At 69.9% G+C, this 19,750-nt stretch carries 21 protein-coding genes; 14 read left to right on the top strand and 7 right to left on the bottom strand.

What is annotated here, in order from left to right; all coding sequences use genetic code 11:
• The gene (locus IW245_RS30025; RefSeq protein WP_197006495.1) at window positions 1-324 is read left to right on the top strand and encodes a DUF1416 domain-containing protein; all 324 of its coding nucleotides are present in this window, start codon (window positions 1-3) and stop codon (window positions 322-324) included.
• Window positions 325-405: 81 nt separating this feature from the next.
• Here the strand turns inward: IW245_RS30025 and IW245_RS30030 are convergent, their stop codons facing one another.
• Together IW245_RS30030 and IW245_RS30035 are read right to left on the bottom strand one after the other, a co-directional pair.
• Window positions 406-1,926 carry an Ig-like domain-containing protein gene (locus tag IW245_RS30030; RefSeq protein WP_197006496.1) on the bottom strand — a complete coding sequence of 507 codons (1,521 nt, stop codon included), beginning with the start codon at window positions 1,924-1,926 and terminating at the stop codon, window positions 406-408.
• Between the two features lie 112 nt (window positions 1,927-2,038).
• On the bottom strand, window positions 2,039-2,755 hold the full coding sequence (locus tag IW245_RS30035) for a TetR/AcrR family transcriptional regulator (protein WP_197006497.1): 717 nt from the start codon (window positions 2,753-2,755) through the stop codon (window positions 2,039-2,041).
• Between the two features lie 118 nt (window positions 2,756-2,873).
• Here IW245_RS30035 and IW245_RS30040 point away from each other — a divergent pair, with 118 nt between their 5' ends.
• From IW245_RS30040 to IW245_RS30065, 6 genes are all read left to right on the top strand, one after another.
• The gene (locus IW245_RS30040) at window positions 2,874-4,319 is read left to right on the top strand and encodes an MFS transporter (RefSeq protein ID WP_197006498.1); all 1,446 of its coding nucleotides are present in this window, start codon (window positions 2,874-2,876) and stop codon (window positions 4,317-4,319) included.
• A 168-nt stretch (window positions 4,320-4,487) separates the two neighbouring features.
• On the top strand, window positions 4,488-4,694 hold the full coding sequence (locus tag IW245_RS30045) for a hypothetical protein (RefSeq protein ID WP_197008955.1): 207 nt from the start codon (window positions 4,488-4,490) through the stop codon (window positions 4,692-4,694).
• Window positions 4,691-5,209 (top strand): DUF6879 family protein, encoded by a 519-nt coding sequence (locus IW245_RS30050; protein WP_197006499.1) that lies wholly within the window; start codon window positions 4,691-4,693, stop codon window positions 5,207-5,209. Before IW245_RS30045 ends, IW245_RS30050 begins: the two co-directional genes overlap by 4 nt.
• Window positions 5,190-6,050: a helix-turn-helix domain-containing protein gene (locus tag IW245_RS30055; RefSeq protein WP_197006500.1), complete on the top strand. Its 861-nt coding sequence runs from the start codon at window positions 5,190-5,192 to the stop codon at window positions 6,048-6,050. The genes IW245_RS30050 and IW245_RS30055 overlap by 20 nt, the downstream gene beginning before the upstream one ends.
• A gap of 217 nt (window positions 6,051-6,267) precedes the next feature.
• Window positions 6,268-6,492, top strand: a complete 225-nt coding sequence (locus IW245_RS30060; RefSeq protein WP_197006501.1) for a DUF397 domain-containing protein — start codon at window positions 6,268-6,270, stop codon at window positions 6,490-6,492.
• A 707-nt stretch (window positions 6,493-7,199) separates the two neighbouring features.
• Window positions 7,200-7,955, top strand: a complete 756-nt coding sequence (locus tag IW245_RS30065) for a hypothetical protein (protein ID WP_197006502.1) — start codon at window positions 7,200-7,202, stop codon at window positions 7,953-7,955.
• 6 nt (window positions 7,956-7,961) lie between these two features.
• Here the strand turns inward: IW245_RS30065 and IW245_RS30070 are convergent, their stop codons facing one another.
• On the bottom strand, window positions 7,962-8,324 hold the full coding sequence (locus tag IW245_RS30070; RefSeq protein ID WP_197006503.1) for a DsrE family protein: 363 nt from the start codon (window positions 8,322-8,324) through the stop codon (window positions 7,962-7,964).
• A gap of 22 nt (window positions 8,325-8,346) precedes the next feature.
• Here IW245_RS30070 and mtfM point away from each other — a divergent pair, with 22 nt between their 5' ends.
• On the top strand, window positions 8,347-8,448 hold the full coding sequence (gene mtfM / locus IW245_RS41835; RefSeq protein WP_018347585.1) for a small membrane protein MtfM: 102 nt from the start codon (window positions 8,347-8,349) through the stop codon (window positions 8,446-8,448).
• A 12-nt stretch (window positions 8,449-8,460) separates the two neighbouring features.
• Entirely contained in the window at window positions 8,461-9,036 is a 576-nt protein-coding gene (locus IW245_RS30075; protein ID WP_197006504.1) for a heme-binding beta-barrel domain-containing protein, read from the top strand.
• Window positions 9,037-9,095: 59 nt separating this feature from the next.
• On the opposite strand, the gene IW245_RS30080 is transcribed toward IW245_RS30075, so the two are convergent.
• Complete coding sequence (locus IW245_RS30080; protein ID WP_197006505.1) at window positions 9,096-12,152, bottom strand: Kelch repeat-containing protein; 3,057 nt, start codon at window positions 12,150-12,152, stop codon at window positions 9,096-9,098.
• 488 nt (window positions 12,153-12,640) lie between these two features.
• On the opposite strand from IW245_RS30080, the gene IW245_RS30085 reads away from it, so the two are divergent.
• Entirely contained in the window at window positions 12,641-13,033 is a 393-nt protein-coding gene (locus tag IW245_RS30085; protein ID WP_231400425.1) for a winged helix-turn-helix domain-containing protein, read from the top strand.
• A 126-nt stretch (window positions 13,034-13,159) separates the two neighbouring features.
• Here IW245_RS30085 and IW245_RS30090 read toward each other — a convergent pair whose 3' ends face one another.
• Window positions 13,160-13,999, bottom strand: coding sequence for an aminotransferase class IV (locus IW245_RS30090; RefSeq protein ID WP_372445267.1), 840 nt, complete (start codon window positions 13,997-13,999; stop codon window positions 13,160-13,162).
• 62 nt (window positions 14,000-14,061) lie between these two features.
• Here IW245_RS30090 and ygfZ point away from each other — a divergent pair, with 62 nt between their 5' ends.
• On the top strand, window positions 14,062-15,069 hold the full coding sequence (gene ygfZ / locus IW245_RS30095; protein WP_197006508.1) for a CAF17-like 4Fe-4S cluster assembly/insertion protein YgfZ: 1,008 nt from the start codon (window positions 14,062-14,064) through the stop codon (window positions 15,067-15,069).
• A gap of 118 nt (window positions 15,070-15,187) precedes the next feature.
• Here ygfZ and IW245_RS30100 read toward each other — a convergent pair whose 3' ends face one another.
• Window positions 15,188-16,420, bottom strand: a complete 1,233-nt coding sequence (locus IW245_RS30100) for an MFS transporter (protein ID WP_197006509.1) — start codon at window positions 16,418-16,420, stop codon at window positions 15,188-15,190.
• A 31-nt stretch (window positions 16,421-16,451) separates the two neighbouring features.
• Window positions 16,452-16,991, bottom strand: coding sequence for an ArsR/SmtB family transcription factor (locus IW245_RS30105; protein WP_197006510.1), 540 nt, complete (start codon window positions 16,989-16,991; stop codon window positions 16,452-16,454).
• On the opposite strand from IW245_RS30105, the gene IW245_RS42750 reads away from it, so the two are divergent.
• The 3 genes from IW245_RS42750 to IW245_RS30120 are packed head-to-tail and all read left to right on the top strand — an operon-like array spanning window position 16,972 to window position 19,738.
• Window positions 16,972-17,952 carry a dihydrofolate reductase family protein gene (locus tag IW245_RS42750; protein ID WP_443673918.1) on the top strand — a complete coding sequence of 327 codons (981 nt, stop codon included), beginning with the start codon at window positions 16,972-16,974 and terminating at the stop codon, window positions 17,950-17,952. The two genes, IW245_RS30105 and IW245_RS42750, sit on opposite strands and share 20 nt — an antisense overlap.
• The gene (locus IW245_RS30115) at window positions 17,949-18,776 is read left to right on the top strand and encodes a beta-keto acid cleavage family enzyme (protein ID WP_197006512.1); all 828 of its coding nucleotides are present in this window, start codon (window positions 17,949-17,951) and stop codon (window positions 18,774-18,776) included. The genes IW245_RS42750 and IW245_RS30115 overlap by 4 nt, the downstream gene beginning before the upstream one ends.
• Window positions 18,773-19,738 (top strand): asparaginase, encoded by a 966-nt coding sequence (locus IW245_RS30120; protein WP_197006513.1) that lies wholly within the window; start codon window positions 18,773-18,775, stop codon window positions 19,736-19,738. Before IW245_RS30115 ends, IW245_RS30120 begins: the two co-directional genes overlap by 4 nt.
• The last annotated feature ends 12 nt before the right edge of the window (window positions 19,739-19,750 follow it).

A 19,750-nucleotide genomic window follows, 5' to 3' on the forward strand; every position in this document is an offset into this window, starting at 1 on the left:
ATGGCTACTGCGACTGTTTCCGCCGCGAGCTGCGCTGCCCCCGACCAGGCTGCGCCCATCCCGGCCAGTGTGGACCTGGAGAAGGAGACCGTGGTCTCCGGCGTCGTGCTGGCGGGCGACCTGCCGGTCCCGGGCGCGTACGTGCGCCTGCTCGACGCCACCGGTGAGTTCACGGCCGAGGTCGTGACGTCGGCGGAGGGCGTGTTCCGCTTCTTCGCCGCGCCCGGCACGTGGACTCTGCGGGCACTGTCCCGGGCCGGCAACGGCGACGCCGTCGTCGCTGTCGACCGGGGCGTGTCCCAGGTGACCGTCAAGGTCGCGTAGGTTTACCGGCCCGCCTATCGGGCCGGTAAGAAAAGGGAGTCGGTACGCGGGCGGCGCACCGACTCCCTTTTTCATGCCCGATCAGCAGATGCTCAGCCAGGCCCGGTCCGACTTGTCGGTCGCCCCGGTCCGGTTGACGTCACCGGCGTAGGTCGCGTCGTACTTGCCGCCCAGGATCACCCAGGCCAGCAGCTCGATCGTCAGGTGCCGCGTGGTGCACGCCGCGTCGCCGCGCGCGTCGGTGACCGCGGTGCAGTACGTGACGCCGTTGCGGGACATCGCCACGGTCTTCCCGACCAGCGGCGTGCCGTCGACGGCGGTGAGCCGCGCGGAGAACGTGACGCTGAGCTGTGCGATCCGCAGATGCGCCCCGTCGGCCTCCAGCTTGGAGCCTGCCTTCGTGACCACCTGGGTGTAGGTGCCGGTGCTGCCCGTGTGGGTGGCGTCCCCGGCGTAGGTGGCGGTCACGGCGTGGCTGCCGGCGGCCAGACCGGCCACGGAGACGCTGGCCTTGCCGGTGGCGTCGAGCGTGCCGGTACCCAGAACGGTCGTGCCCTCGGCGAACGTGACGGTGCCGGTCGCGGCCGGGCCGGTGGTGGCGACGGTCGCGGTCAGGGTGGCCGGGGTGCCGTAGACCGTGGCGGTGCCGGTCAGGGTCAGCGTGGTGTCCCAGCTGAGCGTCGCGTCGCCGTCGACGGCGGTGCCGGCGGTGTTGCCGGCCGCGTCTGTGACCCGCAGCTCGATCCGCTTCGGACCGTTGCCGGCCGACAGCGCGAACGGCGCGCCGCTGGCGCAAGGCACCCAGGCGGTCTCGGCGGGCAGCGTGTTGCGGCACTCGGTGGCCGCGACGCCCGACAGGGTGGGCTGGTCGGCCGCCGTGAACGTGAGGACCACGCTCGGGGTGGTGGCGTGGAAGCCGGTCGCCGGGGCGGTCAGCGTCACGGTCGGGGCGACCTTGTCGATGCCGAGGACCGCGTCGACCTTGCCCGGGAGCGCGGAGACGGTGTCACCGGGGCCGATGGCGACGGTGTAGATGCCCCACAGGCCGTTGGCCGGCTTGTTGGGGAACGTGGACACGATCTGCCCGTCCGGGCTGTCCGGGGTCACCTCGGAGCCACTGGTGATGTGGCTGGAGCCGACCCGACGGCCGCCGGGGCCGCACGGGTCGGCCCGGGTGTGGCTGGTCGGCATCGTGAACAGCCCGGTGGCGTCGCCGCCGGCCGGGACGGCCTCCGCCGAGTAGATGCCGCACATCACGGCCGAGTAGCGGCTGACGGCCGGGTCGCCGCTGCTGGCGTAGTAGCCGCTGGTGACCTCGGTGCCGTTGTACCAGAGCTTGGCGGGGGCTGCGGCGTGCGCGGAGAGCACGCCGGGGCCGGCCAGCGCGAAGGAACGGGCGGCGAGGCGCGGAGCCTGCGCGGCGTCCGCTGAGGCCGCTTCGTCGGCGTACGCGATGTCGGCGGCCAGAAGAGCGTCGTTGGCGTAGTTGTACTCGTCTTCCCAGTCGGCGTGCGCCGAACCCGGGGTGACGGCGACCAGGGCCACCGCGCACAGGGCGGCGGTGCGCACGGCGCGACGGATTCGTACTGTCTGAGTGGTCATGCGGCATCCCTGCGATCGAGGGGAGGAGTAATGCTCGCAGGAGATCTATCCTGTCGCGTGCCGCGAGCGCAAATCCTGATCGGAATAGCGTCGAAACACTTGACTCTGAAAGCTATCCGTGTGCTTTCCGGGCTTCCTCGGCGCGGGCCGCCAGCCCCCTGATGAGCAGGTCGAGTCCAAACTCGAATCGCACGTCGCCGTCCCCGGTCGTCAATAGTCCGGCCAGCCCGACAATATTGGGAAACCGGTCAGACGGCAACTGGTGGAAATACTCCCCGATCGCGGCGACATACGCCATTCCCTCGTCCTCGTCGCCGTGGAGTTGTTGTAGGCCGTTCTCGTAGGCGTGCGCCACGACGTACAGCGAGAGGATGTCCGCCGCCCACGCGCAGTCCTGGTCGGGCACTCCGCCGGTCCGCAGGATCGCGAGCAGCGCCTCGGAGGAGGCGAGCGCGTTGGGGCTGACCGGGATCCGGGCGAGCGCGGCCCGGCCGAGGTCCTTGTGGCTGATGAGGACCCGGTTGAGATCGCGGAGGAAGTCCTTCGCCCGGTCCTGCCAGTGTTCGGCGTCCGGTGCAGGGAGCCGCACCTCGCCTGCCGCCTGATCGAGCAGCAGGGCGTAGAGCTCGTCCTTGTTGGCCACGTGCGCGTACAGCGACGCCGGGCCGGTGTCGAGCTCGTCGGCGATCCGCCGCATCGTGACGGCCTCAAGCCCCTCGGCGTCCAGGATCTTGAACGCCGCCGCCACGATCGCCTCCTGGCTCAGTGGCTGCTTGGTCGAGCGCCGCTTCTGCGGGCGCTGCTCCCACGGGGGTACCGGAAGGCTCATGTCCGGCAGCTTACTCCATCACGAACGGCGTTCGCTGAACGAACATAGTTCTTGACGCGAACGCCGTTCCCCGTGTAGAACAGTGTTCGTAACCAACGAACAGCGTTCGGAGACTCCGATGACTCTCGCCACCGCCCCGCACACCGAAGCCGAACCGGCGCCCTACAAGTACCGCTGGATGGTCTTAGCCACGGTCCTGGCCGCCGAGGTCATGGACCTGCTCGACTCCACGATCATCAACGTCGCGGCCCCGTCGGTCCAAAGGTCGATCGGCGGCACGTTCTCGACCATCCAGTGGATCGCCGCCGGCTACACCCTGGCCTTCGCCGTCATGCTGATCACCGGCGGCCGCCTCGGCGACATCTTCGGCCGGAAGAAGATGTTCCTGCTCGGCGCCGCCGGCTTCACCCTCAGCTCGATCGCCTGCGCCCTCTGCCAGACCCCCGGCCAACTGATCACGGCCCGCGTCCTGCAGGGCGCGCTCGGCGCGATCATGATCCCGCAGGGCCTCGGCGTCCTCAAGGCGGTCTTCCCACCGAAGGAGATGGGCGCGGCCTTCGGCGCGTTCGGCCCGGTCATGGGCCTGTCGGCGGTGTGCGGCCCGATCATGGCCGGCGCGCTGATCGACGCCGACTGGTTCGGTACCGGATGGCGCATGATCTTCCTGGTCAACGTCCCGCTCGGCCTGATCGCCTTCTTCGCGGCCCTGAGGTACATGCCCGAGGGCGGCTCCCCCGACAGGCCGAAGCTCGACCTGCTCGGCGCGCTCCTGGTCACCGCCGGCTCGCTCGCGCTGATCTACCCGCTCGTCCAGGGCCAGGAGAAGGACTGGCCGGCCTGGATGTTCGCCCTGATGGCGGCGTCGGTCCCGATCTTCGCCCTGTTCACCTGGTACCAGAGCCGCCGCAGGAACTCCCCCCTCGTCGAGCCGAGCCTGCTCAAGCAGCGCGCGTTCACCGGTGGCCTCGCGGTGTTCCTGGTCTTCTTCGCGGCCATGGTCGGCTTCATGCTCGTCTTCGGCCTGTTCGCCCAGATCGGCCTCGGCTACAGCCCCCTCAAGGCCGGCCTGAACATGGCCCCCTGGTCCTTCGGCATCGCGATCGGCGCCGTCCTCGCCGGGGCGGTGCTCACCGCGAAACTCGGCCGCAGGGTCGTGCACCTCGGCCTGATCGTGATGGGCATCGGCCAGGTCGCGATCTGGTTCACCCTCGGCCACTACGGCACGGCCGTCACGGTGTGGAACTTCCTGCCCGCCACGCTGCTCAGCGGGATCGGCATGGGCATGGGCATGGTGCCGCTGTTCGACTTCATCCTCGCTGGCGTGAACGAGCGCGAGGTCGGCTCGGCCTCCGGGGTGCTCAACGCCTTCCAGCAGTTGGGCGGGTCGATCGGGGTCGCGCTGCTGGGGACGCTGTTCTTCCACGGGTTGGGCGGGCGGCCGTCCGGTGGGGACTTCGTGCACGTCACGCAGAACCTGCTCTGGATCTGCCTGGGGTTGTACGCCCTGACCTTCGCCCTGGTCTTCCTGCTCCCGAAGAAGGCCCGCGAAGACCAGACCCACTAGACGGGTACTGAGCGAGCGGCGCGCCGGGACGTTGTTCCCGGCGCGCCGTGATGTTGTTTGGGCTCGGCGGTGGCTCGCAACTATCCGCAACCTCCTTGACCGCGTAGCGTCCACAAACGAACACTGTCGATGCGCAACCATCCGCAACCGCCACGACAGGGAGCTGTCATGCGCCTAACATTCATTGGCAAGGACCCCGACTCCAACCCGGGCGGGTCGCCTACGGTGTACCGCACCGACAGAGGGAGTTGGATCGTGCAGGGCTGGATTGTCACCGATCCCGAGGCACTCGCGTTGATGGACATTCCTGCGGGTGAGACCTCCGTGGAGATTCCTGATCGCATGATCCAGTTCTTTGGGCTGGGGGATCGTTGATATCTATCACCGATCAGCAGTTTGCCGAGCTTGTGGCCGGCTTTGAGGACAACTTCATTCACCTCGAAACCCGTGACGCCTACGGGACGGCAGTCGAACTGCCGTACATGGCGAAGTGGGCGGCAGGCGAGCGAGACGACCTTGGGTGGCTGCAAGACTGGTGCACCAACCTTCGCCAGAAGCGCACCGCCGGGAAGTCGATGCGTAGGGCGCGCATCGTGTCCGAGCCGCTGAGCGACTACCAGCGCTGGTCCTACAGCATCGCGCACCCAATGGTCGAGGCCGGGGAGGACATCCGCTGGGTTCCTCGACGGCTCGTGTCCTCGATCGCGTTTCCTGGGAATGACTTCTACGTATTCGACAATCGGACGGTCATGTTCCTGATCTACGCGGGAAACGGGCTGGCCACCGAAAAACTTGTCTCTACCGATCCTGCGGACGTTCAGCTCTGCCGGTCCGCGTTTGAAGCCGCATGGAAGTTGGCCGTTCCTCACCGTGAGTACAAACCCCTCTAGCTCCGCCAAACAGGCGCAGAACGAGCTAGGCTCCCGGCTGCGAGAACTCCGCTTGGACGCGGGGCTCTCGGGCCGTACTCTGGCTGTGGAAACAGGGCAGCACTTCACGCGCGTCAGCAAGATTGAAAATGGCGTTCAAGCTCCCACCGAACACGACGTCAGAGCCTGGTGTCGTGCCTGCGACGCTGAGGACCAGGTTCCAGACCTCATAGCGACCCTTCGCGCGATTGACTCGGCATATACCGAGTTCCGACGGCAGAGCCGTGCTGGAATGAAGCGGGTGCTGGGGGCCCACACGAACGGGCGTTACGACCAGACTTCGCTGTTCCGGATCTATGAACACAACGCCGTACCGGGCCTTTTCCAGACGGCCGAATACACGGCGGCCATGCTGTCGTTCTGGGTTGACTTCCTGGAGGCGCCAGACGACGTAGATGCCGCTGTAACCGCTCGCGTGGAGCGCCAGAGACTCATCTACCGGGCGGACAAACGATTCGCGGTGGTCCTCGAGGAGCAGGTATTGCGAACCTGGTTCGGAACCGAACAGGTTCAGGCTGGGCAGTTGGATCGACTCTTGACGGTGATGTCTCTACCCACCGTCTCGCTCGGCATCATTCCGATGATGGCCGAACGGGGGGCGGTAGGGTCAGCTGGATTTTGGATGTTCGACAACAACCTGGTCGCGTTGGAAACCCCCACGGCGAGTATTGAGGTCTCCAGGCCACGAGAGATCGAAATGTACAGCCGAATGTTTGAAAACCTAAGAGGATCGGCCCGCTATGGCCGAGACGCTCGGGCGCTTATCATCAAGGCGCTTGAAGACTTGCCCTCTCGCAACTAGCGGCAACTTTCTGGACCTCCACTTGGTGTCCCCTTTAGCGTTTCTTCCAGAGCGTCCCCCGTCGGTTGGGTAGGCAGGCCGAGTGCAGGCTGACAGCCCTTAGTCGCATGGTCACAAGCGAAGGCACCGGCGGGGGCTCGCTCATCAAGGTCCCGACCGGGTGAGAGATCGCCTGATGGTCGGGACTACCTGCCCAACGTACGAAGGGAGTTCGACCATGAAGGATCTGTATGCCGTCGACCTGGACGGCGTGACCGGAGTCAAGGCGTGCGGCGGCAATACCGGTGACTCCGGCACCGGCGAGTCATGTGCGGTCTTCACCGCCATCCCTGGCACGACCGGCGCCTACGAGCTGACCGACTCGAAGCGTCCAGAGCTGTCCGGGCTGCGGTTCACCAAGGATGAGTTGACCGCTGCCGCGCGGTTCATCCTCATCGACTAGCACCGGCGAACCGGGGGCTCCCTGCCCGCTGATATCAGGCAGGGAGCCCCCTTCATTTTCACGGGGACGTCATGCCTGAACAAGCGCGGTGGATCTGTTTTCAGTGGGTTGGTCGGCCCAGGCACGATATCGGCGAGAACACGTCCAAGCCGAACATGCCTCCGGCGGGAGATGCGAAGCGTCGTGATCCGAACGTAGCCGTGCCACCACTCCTGACCCGAGAGTGGTTGAACAAACCCGAGTCGATGCGCCGAGGTGAACACGATGAACCCGGGCACGCCACTGCTTGGCTCAGGGAGGTGATTGGGCAATATGAGCCGCAACTGCCCGCACGGGCTCAGTTCCTCATGACGTATGACGAACAGTCGAAACGGAGCCTCGGCCATCTACGCTGCGGTAGCGACGTCGTTTGGTGCTCATGGCTATCGGACGGTTCCACTCAACTGGTACTGGCAATTCTCCGAACCTCAGCTTGAAACCAGACACGGGAGACCTCATGTTGAGCGAACGTCCGAAGCGCTCCGTCAGTGTCGCGGCCGTTCAATGCGACTGAGAATCGACCACGGATTCGAACACCGGGACAAGCCTTACATCGGCTGAGTGCCCTTGGCGCGCAAAATGGCTGGTGTCGCTAGATCCGTGGACAATTCGACGAGGCTGGCTGGTCCGGTCGGGGGGAAGTTGACCTCACCTGCCACCATGGGCGGATGACCAAGCAGCGTCGGTGGCTCGTGTGGTTCAGCGTGGCGTGGGGCGTCGTGCTCGTCGTCGCGGCGCTGTACGCGATCGCCAACGGCCACGCGACCGTCAAGGAGCAGCGCACCATCACCCAGGCCCAGCCCGTCGTCGACCGGGCGACCGAGGCCGTGGTCGTCGCGGCCGGGCCGGTGGCGGCGCGGATCGGCGGGTACGACCAGCGGGAGACGTGCAACGTCACCGTGGCCCGCGCCGGGCTCAACTTCCAGCGCACCATCAATCTCTACACCTCGCCGGGTGAGGAGAAGGCGCTGCTCAAGGGGCTGGCGGACCGGCTGCCGAAGGGGTATCGGGCTTCGCTGGTCGGGGACTCGCTGTATGCCGACGCCGGGGAGTTCATCCGGGTGACCGGGATGGTCGCCGGGCCGGGGCAGGTCAGGGTGCTGGCCGCGACGGGGTGCCGGCCGGCCGGGGACGGGCCCGTCCGGGCCAAGGAGCAGCCGGACCGGCCGCCGGTGGCCGCGGTGTTCGCCGCACTGGGCGTCGAGCCGTTGGACTGGGCGGCCTACCACGCGGGATGCGTGGACACGACCGTGGCGACGACCCGCAGTGCCGTGGCGGGTCCGTTGACGGCGAAGTTCGCGGGGCGGGAGCTGATTGTCGGTGCTCCCGAGCTGGTCGTCTTCCGCGATGGCGCCGCCAGCGTGGTGGTCACGGCGACGGCCGGCAGCGTCAGTGTGTCCCGCACGGTCACGACCTGCCGGTAGCGGCGGTCAGTAGACGAGGGCCTGGGTGCCGTCGGCGAGGCACTCCTCGACGAACAGGGCTGCGCCGGCGATGCGTACCCCCGGGACGAGGTCCTTGTCGGTGATGCCGCGGCGCACCGCGCACTGGGTGCACAGCGTCACGGTGCCGGCGGTGAGCACGGCGTCCAGCAGGTCCTGGAGCGGCGCGGAGTGCGGCAGTTCGAAGGTGGCGGCCCGGCCCGGCAGCGCGAACCACGACGCCTCGCCGGTGAGCCACAGCGAGACCTGGGCCCCGGCGGCGACGGCCGTGGCGGCCACGGTGAAGGCCTGCGCGCAGCGTTCCGGCGCGTCCGAACCGGCGGTGACCTTGACAATCAGTGAGCGAGCCATGCGGGCAGTCTAGACTTTGCCGGTGACCGAGATCGGGTTTGTCAGCCTGCTGGTGGCGGGCTTCGGCGCGCTGGCCGGTGGCCTGGGCTACCTGGCGTTGCGGGTCGCGAGAAGTCGCTGGTAGAAGGAGATTCGCATGGAAACGCCTCCGTGGCTCAACGCGCCGCCGGTCGAGGAGTACCCGTATGAGGAGACCCACGACCTGCGCGTCGGGCCGGATCTGCACCCGGGTCTGCTCGCGCTGCTGCCGTACGTGGGCGTGTGGCGCGGCCGGGGCCAGGGCGGCTACCCGGACATCGAGGACTTCCAGTTCGCGCAGGAGATCCGGTTCAGCCACGACGGCCGGCCGTTCCTGTCGTACGAGTCGCGGACCTGGCTGCTCGACGAGGACAGCAAGCCGATCCGGCCGGCGGCCCGCGAGGTGGGCTGGTGGCGGCCGGTGCTCAACGACGGGCAGGCCACCGACGACGTCGAGGTGCTGCTGACGATGCCGACGGGCTTCCTGGAGCTGTACATCGGCAAGGTGTCGGGGCTGAAGGTGGAGATGTCCACCGACGCCGTGGTGCGGACGGTGACGGCCAAGGAGGTCACCGGGGGGCACCGGCTGTACGGGATCGTGGAGGGCGCGCTGCTGTACGCGTACGACATGGCGGCCGTGGGCCAGCCGCTCCAGCCGCACCTGTCGGCCCGGCTGCTGCGGGTCGCCGGCTAGGGACACACGAAACCGCCCCGGAGGGAATCCCTCCGGGGCGGTTCGCCGTTCCTCCCCGACTACTGCAGCATCACCCGTGCGGCCATCGTGCACGGGCTCGACGGCCGCAGGTTGAAGTCCACGGTGTGCACCTGACCCGCGACGAGCGACTGGTCCTTGACCTGCGGGATCCAGCCGTCCTTCGCGACGATGATCTGGTACTTGCCGCGCGGCACCCAGTACTGGTACTTGCCGTCGGCGACCGACGACTTCAGCGTGAACTGGTTGGTGCCCGTCCCGTTGACCTGCACGGTCGCGCCGACCGGGCCGGTGCCGCCGGCGCACGAGGTTCCGGTGACGGTGCCGGTGAGCTTGCTCCAGTTGCTCGGCGGCAGGGCGTGCATCAGGATGTCGACCTTCGGAGCCGTGTACGGGGTCGCCCCGTTCGCTGCCAGCTCGGCCCGGTAGTCACCCGGCTGGGCGACGCCCTTCTCCGGGGTCGCGGTCAGCTGGACGAGGACCTTGACCGACTTGCCCGGCTGCAGGGTGACCTGCGACGGGGTCTCGGTCAGCCACGGGACGTCGCCGCCGCCGGGGCCGCTCGCGCCGCACTGGTCGTAGCCGGCCAGCTTCTCGACGCCGGTGGACGGCTCGAACGGGCCCGTCCAACCGCCGACCTTGTACGAGCCGCAGGCCCCGCCGCCACGCGCGGTGGGCACCCGGGACTCGGGCAGCTCGGTCCACGTGTTGTCGGCCGGGTTGTAGGCGAACCCGCGGTTGGTCAGCGCCGTCGACTGGCCGGTGATGCCGCCCAGCAGCAGGAACTGGCCGTTGGCCGACGCGCCGCCGGAACCCCACAGGTCGATCGGCAGGTTCGCGATCGGGGTCCACGCGTCGGCGGCCGGGTCGTAGGAGTACCCGTCGGTGTACGCGCTGGCGGCGGTGCCACCGGCGCAGTACGCCTTGGCGCCCAGGTTGGCGCAGTCGATCCACGCGACGCCGTGCGGGTACGCCGCGGCGGTGCCGAACGTGCCGGCGGCCGGGTCGTACACCGTGACGTCGGAGGTGTCGCCGCACTGGGAGCCGTCGCACCCGCCGACCAGGTAGACCTTGCCGCCGAGGACGGCCGAACCGGCGGCGGCCTTCGGGGACGGGTTGGTCGCTGCGGCCGTGGTCCAGGTGTTGGTGGCGAGGTCGTACACGTCGACGCTGGCGTTGTTGCCGCTGGCGCCGAAGCCACCGAAGGCGTAGAGCTTGCCGCCCACGATCGCGATCTGCGGCTTCGAGCGGGCCGAGGGCGCGTCGGCGCCGGCGGTCCAGGCGTTGGTGGCCGAGTCGTAGATCCAGAGCTTCCTGGTGTTCGTCCCGTCGGAGTTGCCGCCGAGGTTGTAGATCTTGCCCTGGTAGCCCAGCGCGGTGTTGTCGGAGATCGTGGTCGGGAATGCCGCCACGTCCTCCCAGCTGCCGTCGAGGGCCGCGTTCAGGTTGCCCGGCTTGTGGGTGATCCCCTCGGTGCCCGGCTTGCTGTCGGCGGCGACGAAGCCCTTGTCCACGCCGCCGGCGACGACGACGTTGCGGACGCCGGCGCCCTTCTTGGCCAGCGTCGGGGTGGTGGCCCCGGACTGCTCACCGAGGGTGACGTCGACTGCGGCCGAACCGGTGTTCTTCACCGTCACGTAGGTGTTGCGGTTCGCGCCGACCGACTGGTACATCTCGATGTTCGCCGTGTCGATCTCGAGCCGGCCGGCCTTCAGCGAGCTGTTGAAGCACACGACACCGTCGGCCACCACGTTCGCGGTGACGCTGTCAGAGACATAACCGGATTTCACAATCCCGAACGGGTGCGGGCCTGTGATGGTCGAGAACAGCCAGAAGAAGCCGTCGTCGGCGCCCGGGTCGTCCGGGGTCGCGGCCGAGGTGGCCTTCTCGGCCGGCTTGTCGGTGCTGGTCACGGTCGCGCCGTTGACCGGCTTGCCGGTGTTCACGTCGTAGGTGTTACCGACGACGAGGCCACCGGCGGTCGGGTCGCAGCTGCGGTTCTGCAGGACGACGTCGTCGACCTCCCACCAGTAGTCGTAGGTGCCGACGTAGTGGAAGCGGACCTGCGCCGCGGCGGCACCCGCGGCGGCCGCGAGGGACACCTCGTTGGTGACCGGGCCGCGCTGGCTCTGACCGGCCATCCGGTGCCACACGTTCGTCCAGGTCGCGCCGCCGTCGGTCGTCACGTCGACGTCGACGGTGTCGTGCAGGAACGTCCGGTAGTCGCTGTTGAACTTGAGGATCGGCGCGGTGGCCGTGCTCAGGTCGACGACCGGGGACAGCAGGACACTGTCCTGGTGCTTGCCGGAGCCGTAGGCGTCACTGTCCAGGATCGCGAACTTGCCCGAGCCGCCGGTCATGTTGCCGCGGTTCTTGACGTCGTTGAAGACCCAGCCGCCCTGCGTGGTCGCGTCGACGACGGACCAGCCGGACGGCGCGGCGCTCGCCGAGTCGAAGGACTCGTTGATGATCGGGGCGCCCAGGTGCACGCCGTACCCGGCGGCGGTGCAGGCCGGGTCGACCTTCAGCCTGGCGTTGCTGACCACGTCGGAGTCCGACGCCGGCAGGGTGACGGAACCGCCGGTGTACCCCGGGTACGCCGGGGCGTAGCTGATCACCGACTTGACGCCCTTGGGCACCGAGAGGGTGTACTCGCCGGTCAGCGGGTTCGTGTAGGTACTCACCGGGGTGCCGACGACCGACACCTTGCTGTAGAGCGGGTAGCCGTGGCCCGAGTCGTCCAGCACCTTGCCGGTGATGGCGACGCTCGGGACGGGCACCAGGTTGAAGCCCTGGGTGACAGTTCCGTCCTCGACAACGTTGACGGTGACACTCTGCGGCGCGTATCCGTACGCGGAGATGTCCACCGGTTGCGCGCCGGCCGGCACGTTCAGCGAGTAGCGGCCGTCGGCGCCGGTGACCGCCGAGATGCCGCTGACCTCGATCCTGGCCCCGACGACGACGTGGCCGGTGCTCGCGTCGTACACGAGACCGGTGACGGCGCCGACGCCCTCGATGTTCTGGACGCTGTTCTGGCCGACCGCCGCGGCCGGGGTCGACGGCGCGGCGAGTGCCAGCTGGTTGCCGGCGCCCAGCATCGCCAGCACTGTGGTGCCGACGATGACTGGTGGTGCGAGTAAACGTCGAACGTGGACAGATGCCACGTGTGACCTCCCCAACTCCGATGTGCGATCCGGGGCCGCGACGCTCTCCGCCACGCCAGACCTAAGTGGTCATGCTCCCCAGTGGCTTAAGAGACATTCAAGATCGTGAGTCTGGCAGTTTCCGGGCAGGATTCTGTCATGAGGTAACGACATCGATGGTTACGGGGAGTAGTGGGGGCTTGACGTCGGCCTTCCGGACGGCTTGGCTGTACACGAACGACCCATGGGCAAGCTCGCCCGAGAGGTGGTACAGGATGGCGGCTCCAGTCCTCCGGTTGGTGGAGGCCGGTCGGACGCAACGGCGTCGGACCGACCTCGGGCAGGCCCTTGACGGAGAGTTACCTCTCGTCGTCTGCGTCACGCCCGACGCCGGGTTGCGGCTCCGGCTCGCCCGGGAGTTGGACGGCACCGGCGTCGTGCTGATGTGCCCCGACCTGGACACGCTGCGTTCCCTGCTCGCGCTGCCCGGCAGCCAGCAGGCCGTGCCGCCGCCTCCGCAGATGCCCGAGCCGGGGGTCGTGGCGGTCGGCGAGCTCACGATGGACCGCCGGGCCGCCCAGGTCACGTGGCGGGGCAGCCCGGTCGAGCTGACCCGGCTCGAGCGCGAGCTGCTCGACAGCCTCGCGACCCCTGTCGGTCGGGTGTGGAGCTACGAGAGGCTGTACCGCAGGGTGTGGCGCTCGGCGTACCTCGGGGACGCTTCGGTGCTGCACTCGGCGATCAAGCGGCTGCGGCGCAAGCTGCGCGAGGCCGGCGTGGCTGTCGGGGTGGAGACGGTGCGGGGCGTGGGTTACCGGTTGCGCCAGACCGCCTGACGGCCGGGCTGCCTTACGGCCGGACCGCCTGACGGCCGGGCCGGGCGCTGCCCGGCCGCCACAGTCCGGTCAAGCCCCGCCCGACGGTTACGGACAGCTGCATGCCGGGTGAATGAATAGCCCGCCCTAGACGGGGTAGCTGACAAGATCCTGCAACGAGCGGGTCTTCGCCGCGGTAGGCAACGCCGCCCCGTCGATCGCCGTGATCTCGACCAGCCCCCGCACCGAGGACGCCAGCCACACCCCCTGGGACCCGAGGAGCTCCGACGGGGTGACCAGCTTCTCGCCGGCCGTCAGCCCCACGTCCCCCGCGCGGTCGAGCACGAACCGCGCGGTGGTCCCGGCCAGCACCCCGGTCGACGTCGGCGTGGTGAGCAGTTCCCCACCGACCTGCCAGAGCAGGGTCGAGGTGGGGGCCTCCAACGCGTACCCGTCGGTGGACAGCCACAGCGCGTCGTCGTAGCCGTTGCGGACGGCCCAGCGCTGACACGCCATGTTCATCGCGTACGACACGCTCTTCACGCCGCCCAGCAGCCACGGGGCCGGGGTGCGGGCGTGGGTGGTGACGCCGAGCGGGAGGGTGGCCACGGCGACGCCGCCGGCCCGGTACGTCTTGAGCTTGGGGGAGACGGGGGCCAGGGTGGCGTACACCGTGGGCGGGCCGCCGTCCTCCGGTCCCCGGGTGCACACCAGGCGCAGCGCGCCCTCCTCGGTGTGCGGCCACGCGGAGCACGCCTGGCGGGCCAGCTCGATCATGTCCGTGACCGGCGGCAGGTCCAGGTCGAGCCGGTCCGCCGAGTTGATCATGCGGGCGAGGTGCTCGTCGAGCAGCCAGGGCGCCCCGGCGCGCACGTGCATCGTCTCGAAGACCCCGTCGCCGCGCACGGCCCCCAGGTCGTCGGCGCGCAGTAGCGGAGTGTCGGCGGGCACCAGGCCCCGGCCCAGGACGGCGACTATGCGGTTCACGGAAAAGGATCGTAGTCGGCTGACCGGCATATGATCGGTAGGTGTCGGACAGGAGAGTGCCCATGACCGCGGTTTTCGGTGAGGGTCGAGACGCAGGGGTGCCAGCGCACTACGGCGACCCGGCGCGTGAGCAGCGGCTTCTCGCCACCCGGGCCGGCCTCGTCGACCGCTCGCACCGGGGCGTGCTGGCCATCCCCGGCGAGGACAGGCTGACCTGGCTGCACAGCCTGACCACCCAGTTCCTCCAGGGCGCCGTGGAGGGCACGGAGACCCTGTTCCTGTCCCCGCACGGCCACGTGGAGCACCACGCCGTGCTGGCGGACCTCGACGGCACCCTGTGGCTGGACGTCGAGCCGGGCACCGCCGGCGATCTCTACACGTACCTCCAGCGGATGCGGTTCATGCTCCGGGTCGAGCCCGTGGACCTGTCCGCCGAGATGGCCGTCTGGTCCGTGGTCGGCCCGGAGGCGCTCAAGCACTTGCCGGAGCTGGGCCCGGTGAGCGGGTCCCCGGTGCCGGGGGCCAAGTTCGCCTCCGCCGACGTCCCGAAGCGGCCGACCACGGGATATCCGGTGCTGCCGCTGCCGGGCGGCGGGTTCGTCCGGCGGATGTCCTACGGCGCGGACCTCGTGCTGCCCCGGTCGTCGACCTTCCTGGACACCCTGGACCTGCCGTTGGCCGGCCTGTGGGCGTTCGAGGCGCTGCGGGTCGAGGCCCGCCGGCCCCGGCTCGGCTTCGAGACTGACCACAAGACGCTGCCGGCCGAGGTCGACTGGCTCGCGCCGGCCGTGCACCTGGACAAGGGCTGCTACCGGGGCCAGGAGACGGTCGCCCGGGTGCACAACCTGGGCCGCCCGCCCCGCCGCCTGGTGATGCTGCACCTGGACGGGGTGGACGAGGAGCTGCCGGCGATCGGCGCTCCGGTCGAGCTCGACGGCCGGCAGGTCGGCTTCGTCGGCACCACCGTCCGGCATCACGAACTGGGCCAGATCTCCCTCGCGGTGCTCAAGCGCACCGTCGCCGACGACGCCAAGCTGATGATCGGCGCGCGCGCGGCCGCGATCGACTAAAACCTTTTTGATGGTTACGGCGGTCCCCGACCCGGGCGCGTCGGCGGTCCCGCGCCGGAGATTCCGGTCCGCTCCCCGGCCGCCGGGGCGGTCCGCGCGCTGACGAGGGCCGGCCGCCTCAGTGCCGCCGGCTCGCCGTGTCCGCCAGGGTCGGCTCCCCGGCCACAGCGGGAGTCCGCGCGGCGCGCCGGCCGTCGAGGAGCCGGGTCACGGTCAGCGCAAGGGCCGCCAGCACCAGGCCGCCGGAGATGGCGAAGATCAGACGGGGTTCGAGCACGGACGTCAGCGTCCCGCCGGCCACCAGCGCGAGCACCATCACGGTGTTGTTCACGGCGCTGCCGGCCGCCGACGCGCTGCCCCGGTGCTCGGCGGGCACGTCCCGGCCGATCGTGGTCTGCTTCGCGACCGAGAACGCCGCCCCGGTCGACCCCTCCACCGCCATGATCACGAAGAGCACCGGCAGGTGGAACGTCACGGCGGTGCCCAGGATCAGCAGCCCCGACACGCCGGCCGCCACGAACGCGACGGTCCCCGTGGGCCGCCGGGCCAGGTGGTTGCCGGCGAACCACGCCCCGGCCATCTGGCCGGCCGCGCACACCATGGTCAGCGCGCCGAACGCCGTACCGCTGCCGCGCAGGTCGTCGCGGACCAGGAACACCTCGGCGACGTTCATCAGCTGGATGGCGAACCCGAGCACCGCGCCCAGCACGAGCAGCCGGAACACCAGGCTCTGCCCGCGCAGGGCCCGTATGCCGACGAGGAAACCCGACCGGTCGGCGCGCGGGTGCTCCTCGCCGGGCCCGAGCCGGGGGAACGCGAACCCGGCGAGCAGGATCGCGACGTACGTGGCCGCGTCGATCAGGAGCACCTCGCGCAGGCTGAGCCAGTCGAGCAGGAAGCCGCCGAGGGCCGTGCCGAGCAGCACGCCCAGGCTGGCCCCCGCCGAGACCCGGCCGGTGGCCCGGCTGAGCAGGTCACCGGGGGCCGACCGGGTGACCGCCACGAACACGGCGGGCATCACGATCGTCATCAGCGCGGACAGCACGGCGAACAGGCCGATGAGCACCCCGACCGCCTCCGCGTACGCCATCGCCGCGCACACCGCCGTCAGGGCCGCGCCGACGGGCGGGAGCAGCCTGCGGGGCGGCACCCGGTCCGCGATCCGGCCGGAGACCCCGGCGAGCAGGACGGCCGGCAGGGACATGGCCGCGAACAGCGCAGCGATGGCGCCCGCCCCGGCGTGCCGGTCGTGGAAGTCGAGCATCAGCGCGGTGATGGCCAGCCCGTCGCCGAGCATGGTCACGGCGAACGCCGCGGACACGGCGTGGATCTGACGCGGCAGCCTGGTCATACTCCGAAGGATAAACTTCGAAGTTTTCACTTCACAAGAGTGGAACCGCCCGGAACGAGATCGACACCTTCCGCGCGTCGCCCTCGGCCTCGTCCCGGTACTCCTCCAGCAGGCCGTGCACCCGCTCCATCAGCTCGACCAGCCGCTCCGGGGTCACGGTCACCCGGACGTTGTCCACCCGGACCACGTCGCGCCACTCCGGCGCCTGGGTGTGCTCCTGGTCCATCCAGTCGTCGAGGACCTGATCCTGGCGGGCCAGCCACGCCTTCAGCAGGTGCCGGCCGGCGGTCCGGGACTCCGGCGTGTCCTGATGGACGTGCATGTGGGTCGACTTCGACTGCCAGACCGTCTCCCGGCCGTCGCCCCGGGACTCGGCCTTCTCGATCAGTCCGTAGTCGGCGAGAGCCCGCAGGTGGTAGCTCGTCGCGGACGGGGACAGGCCCGTGACCTCGGCGCACTCGGTCGCCGTCGTCGGGCCGTGCTGATGGAGGCGGGTCAGGATCGCCAGCCGGGCGGGGTGCGCCAGGGCTCTCATGACCTTCGGGTCATCGATGTGCACAGGACTCGTCACACTAGAGATTATGTATGTGGTCCTGAGCTGCGCCGCTTCCATCGACGGCTACCTCGATGACAGTTCCGACACGCGCCTCCTGCTGTCCAACGCCGCGGACTTCGACCGGGTGGACGAGGTCCGGGCCGGCTGCGACGCGATCATGGTCGGGGGGAACACGTACCGGCGGGACCAACCCCGGCTGCGGATCCGCTCAGCGGACCGGATCGCCGCCCGACGGGCCTCCGGCCTGCCCGAACACCCGCTGCGCGTCGTGGTCAGCCGGTCGGTGGCCGCTGTGGACGACTGGTTGGCGTACCCGTCGATCGATCTGGCTCTGAAAGATCTTGAGGCGCGCGGGGTGCGCCGGCTGATGGTCGAGGGCGGGGCCGACGTGCTCGCCCAGTTCCTCAACCGGGGCCTGGCGGACGAGCTGCACCTGGCCGTCGCGCCGCGGTTCGTCGGCGACCCGCGCGGCACCCGGCTGAACGGCATCGCCGAGGCCACCCTCGCCGAGGTCACCCAGCTCGACCAGATCGTCGTCCTGCGCTACCTGCTCCGCGACCACGCCTTCATGCGCCAGGCCATCGAGCTGTCCAAGCTCTGCCCGCCCTCGGACACCGCGTTCGCGGTCGGCGCGGTCATCGTCCGGGAGGGAAAGATCCTCTCCACCGGGTACTCCCGCGAGACCGACCCCACCGTGCACGCCGAGCAGGCCGCGCTCAACAAGATCGGCGACGCGAAGGGCGCGACCGTCTACTCCTCGCTCGAACCGTGCTCGATCCGCAAGTCCGGCGCCCGCCCCTGCGCCGATCGCCTCATCGAGGCCGGAATCGCCCGAGTTGTCTACGCATGGCGGGAGCCGCCCCTCTTCGTGCACGGCGACGGCGCCGCGGTGCTGAAAGACGTCGGCATCGAGGTCGTGGAGCTGACCGAACTGGCGGCCGAGGCGCGGGCGACCAATGTCATGATGGGGCCATGACGCTGATCACTGTGGCCCCGACCGGGGCGGAGACGAGCAAGTCCGACGTCCCCGCACTCCCGGTGACCCTGTCCGAACTGGTCGGCACCGCGCAGGAGTGCGAGGCGCTGGGGGCCAGCGTCATCCACATCCACGTCCGCGACGCCGACGCCAAGCCGTCCCTGGACCCGGCGATCCTCAGGGACACCGTCCAGGCCGTGCGCGCCGAGACGAACCTGATCGTCCAGCTGTCCACCGGCGGCGCGGTCACCGACCCGGAGGCCGCCCGGCTCGCCGTGGTCGACGCCGGCCCCGACATGGGCTCCTGCACGATGGGCACCCTCAACTTCGGCGACGACGTGTTCATGAACCGGTGGGAGTTCATCGTCGCCCTGCACCAGAAGATGCAGGACAACGGCGTCGTCCCGGAGTACGAGATCTTCGACCTCGGCCACCTGACCGCCCTCGGCCGGCTCCTCGACAAGTACGGCCTGCCGGCCGGCGGCCACGTCCACGTCGACTTCGTCCTCGGCGTCCCCGGCGGCGCGCCCGGCACCGTGGAGAGCCTGGTCGCCTTCAAGCACGCGCTGCGGGACCTGCCGGCCGGGGCCACGTTCTCGGCCACCGGCGTCGGGCGCTCCAGCCTGCCGGTGATGCTCGCCGCGCTGTCGGCCGGAGGCCACCTCCGGGTCGGCATGGAGGACACCCTCACCTATGCCAAGGGCCAGCCGGTCGACGGGAACATGCAGCTCGTGGCCCGGGCGGCCGGGTTCGCCCGCCTCGCCCAGCGGCCGCCGCTGACCCCGGACGAGGCGCGGAGCATGCTGGGGATCAAGGGCCGATGACCCGCAGCTACCAGGGCGGACGACTCCTCGTCGAGGTCGTCCGCTCCGGGTTCGTCGAGTGCCTGCACCACGGTTCCGTCGTCGTCCTCGACGCGGACGGCCGGGACGTCAGCGTGACCGGCGACGGGGACGCCCCGATCTTCCCCCGGTCGTCCAACAAGCCGCTCCAGGCCGTCGCGATGCTCCGGGCCGGGCTTCAGCTCGACGACACCGCCGACCTGGCGATGGCCTCGGCCAGCCACTACGGCGAGCCCCGGCACGTCGCCAGGGTCCGGGCGATGCTCGCCGCCGGCGGCCTCGACGAGTCGGCGCTGTCCTGCCCGGCCGACCTGCCGCTGTTCGAGCACGCCCGGCGCGCCGTCCTGGCGTCGGGCGGCTCGCCGGCCCCGATCTACATGAACTGCTCCGGCAAGCACACCGCGATGCTCCTGACCTGCCTGGCGGCCGGCTGGCCCCTCGACGGGTACCGCGAGGCCGACCACCCGTTGCAGGTCGCCACCCGCGAGACCCTGGAGGACCTGGTCGGCGGCCCCGTCGTCGCCACCGGGGTGGACGGGTGCGGCGCGCCGGTCTTCTCCCTGACGTTGCGGCAGCTCGCGGCGTCGTTCCTCGCGCTGGTGTCCGCCGAGCCGGGCAGCCCGGAGCGCCGGGTGGCCGACGCGATGCGCGCGCACCCGGACCTGATCGCCGGGACCGGCGCCGACGACACCCTGCTGATGACCGGGATCCCCGGCCTGCTGTCCAAGGGCGGGGCCGAGGGCGTGTCCGCGGTGGCCGTGCCCGGGGTGGGCGCGGTGGCCGCGAAGATCGACGACGGGGCGATGCGCGCGCGTACCCCTGTGACGGTCGCCGCACTCCGCCGCCTCGGCATCGACGCCCCGGTCCTCGAAGACCTCGCTGAGCAGGTGCTCCTCGGCGGCGGCCGCCCCGTCGGAAAGGTACGTGTGCTGTCTCTCAGCTAGCGCTTGCTTGCA

Origin of the sequence: Longispora fulva (assembly GCF_015751905.1) — a bacterium.
GTDB lineage: Bacteria > Actinomycetota > Actinomycetes > Mycobacteriales > Micromonosporaceae > Longispora > Longispora fulva.

Coding starts and splice junctions, on each gene's coding strand:
- IW245_RS30025 (WP_197006495.1), top strand. CDS start 1: ATGGCTACTGCGACTGTTTCCGCCGCGAGCTGCGCTGCCCCCGACCAG.
- IW245_RS30030 (WP_197006496.1), bottom strand. CDS start 1,926: ATGACCACTCAGACAGTACGAATCCGTCGCGCCGTGCGCACCGCCGCC.
- IW245_RS30035 (WP_197006497.1), bottom strand. CDS start 2,755: ATGAGCCTTCCGGTACCCCCGTGGGAGCAGCGCCCGCAGAAGCGGCGC.
- IW245_RS30040 (WP_197006498.1), top strand. CDS start 2,874: ATGACTCTCGCCACCGCCCCGCACACCGAAGCCGAACCGGCGCCCTAC.
- IW245_RS30045 (WP_197008955.1), top strand. CDS start 4,488: ATGCGCCTAACATTCATTGGCAAGGACCCCGACTCCAACCCGGGCGGG.
- IW245_RS30060 (WP_197006501.1), top strand. CDS start 6,268: ATGAAGGATCTGTATGCCGTCGACCTGGACGGCGTGACCGGAGTCAAG.
- IW245_RS30065 (WP_197006502.1), top strand. CDS start 7,200: ATGACCAAGCAGCGTCGGTGGCTCGTGTGGTTCAGCGTGGCGTGGGGC.
- IW245_RS30070 (WP_197006503.1), bottom strand. CDS start 8,324: ATGGCTCGCTCACTGATTGTCAAGGTCACCGCCGGTTCGGACGCGCCG.
- IW245_RS30075 (WP_197006504.1), top strand. CDS start 8,461: ATGGAAACGCCTCCGTGGCTCAACGCGCCGCCGGTCGAGGAGTACCCG.
- IW245_RS30080 (WP_197006505.1), bottom strand. CDS start 12,152: ATGCTGGGCGCCGGCAACCAGCTGGCACTCGCCGCGCCGTCGACCCCG.
- IW245_RS30085 (WP_231400425.1), top strand. CDS start 12,641: ATGTGCCCCGACCTGGACACGCTGCGTTCCCTGCTCGCGCTGCCCGGC.
- ygfZ (WP_197006508.1), top strand. CDS start 14,062: ATGACCGCGGTTTTCGGTGAGGGTCGAGACGCAGGGGTGCCAGCGCAC.
- IW245_RS30100 (WP_197006509.1), bottom strand. CDS start 16,420: ATGACCAGGCTGCCGCGTCAGATCCACGCCGTGTCCGCGGCGTTCGCC.
- IW245_RS42750 (WP_443673918.1), top strand. CDS start 16,972: ATGTGCACAGGACTCGTCACACTAGAGATTATGTATGTGGTCCTGAGC.
- IW245_RS30115 (WP_197006512.1), top strand. CDS start 17,949: ATGACGCTGATCACTGTGGCCCCGACCGGGGCGGAGACGAGCAAGTCC.
- IW245_RS30120 (WP_197006513.1), top strand. CDS start 18,773: ATGACCCGCAGCTACCAGGGCGGACGACTCCTCGTCGAGGTCGTCCGC.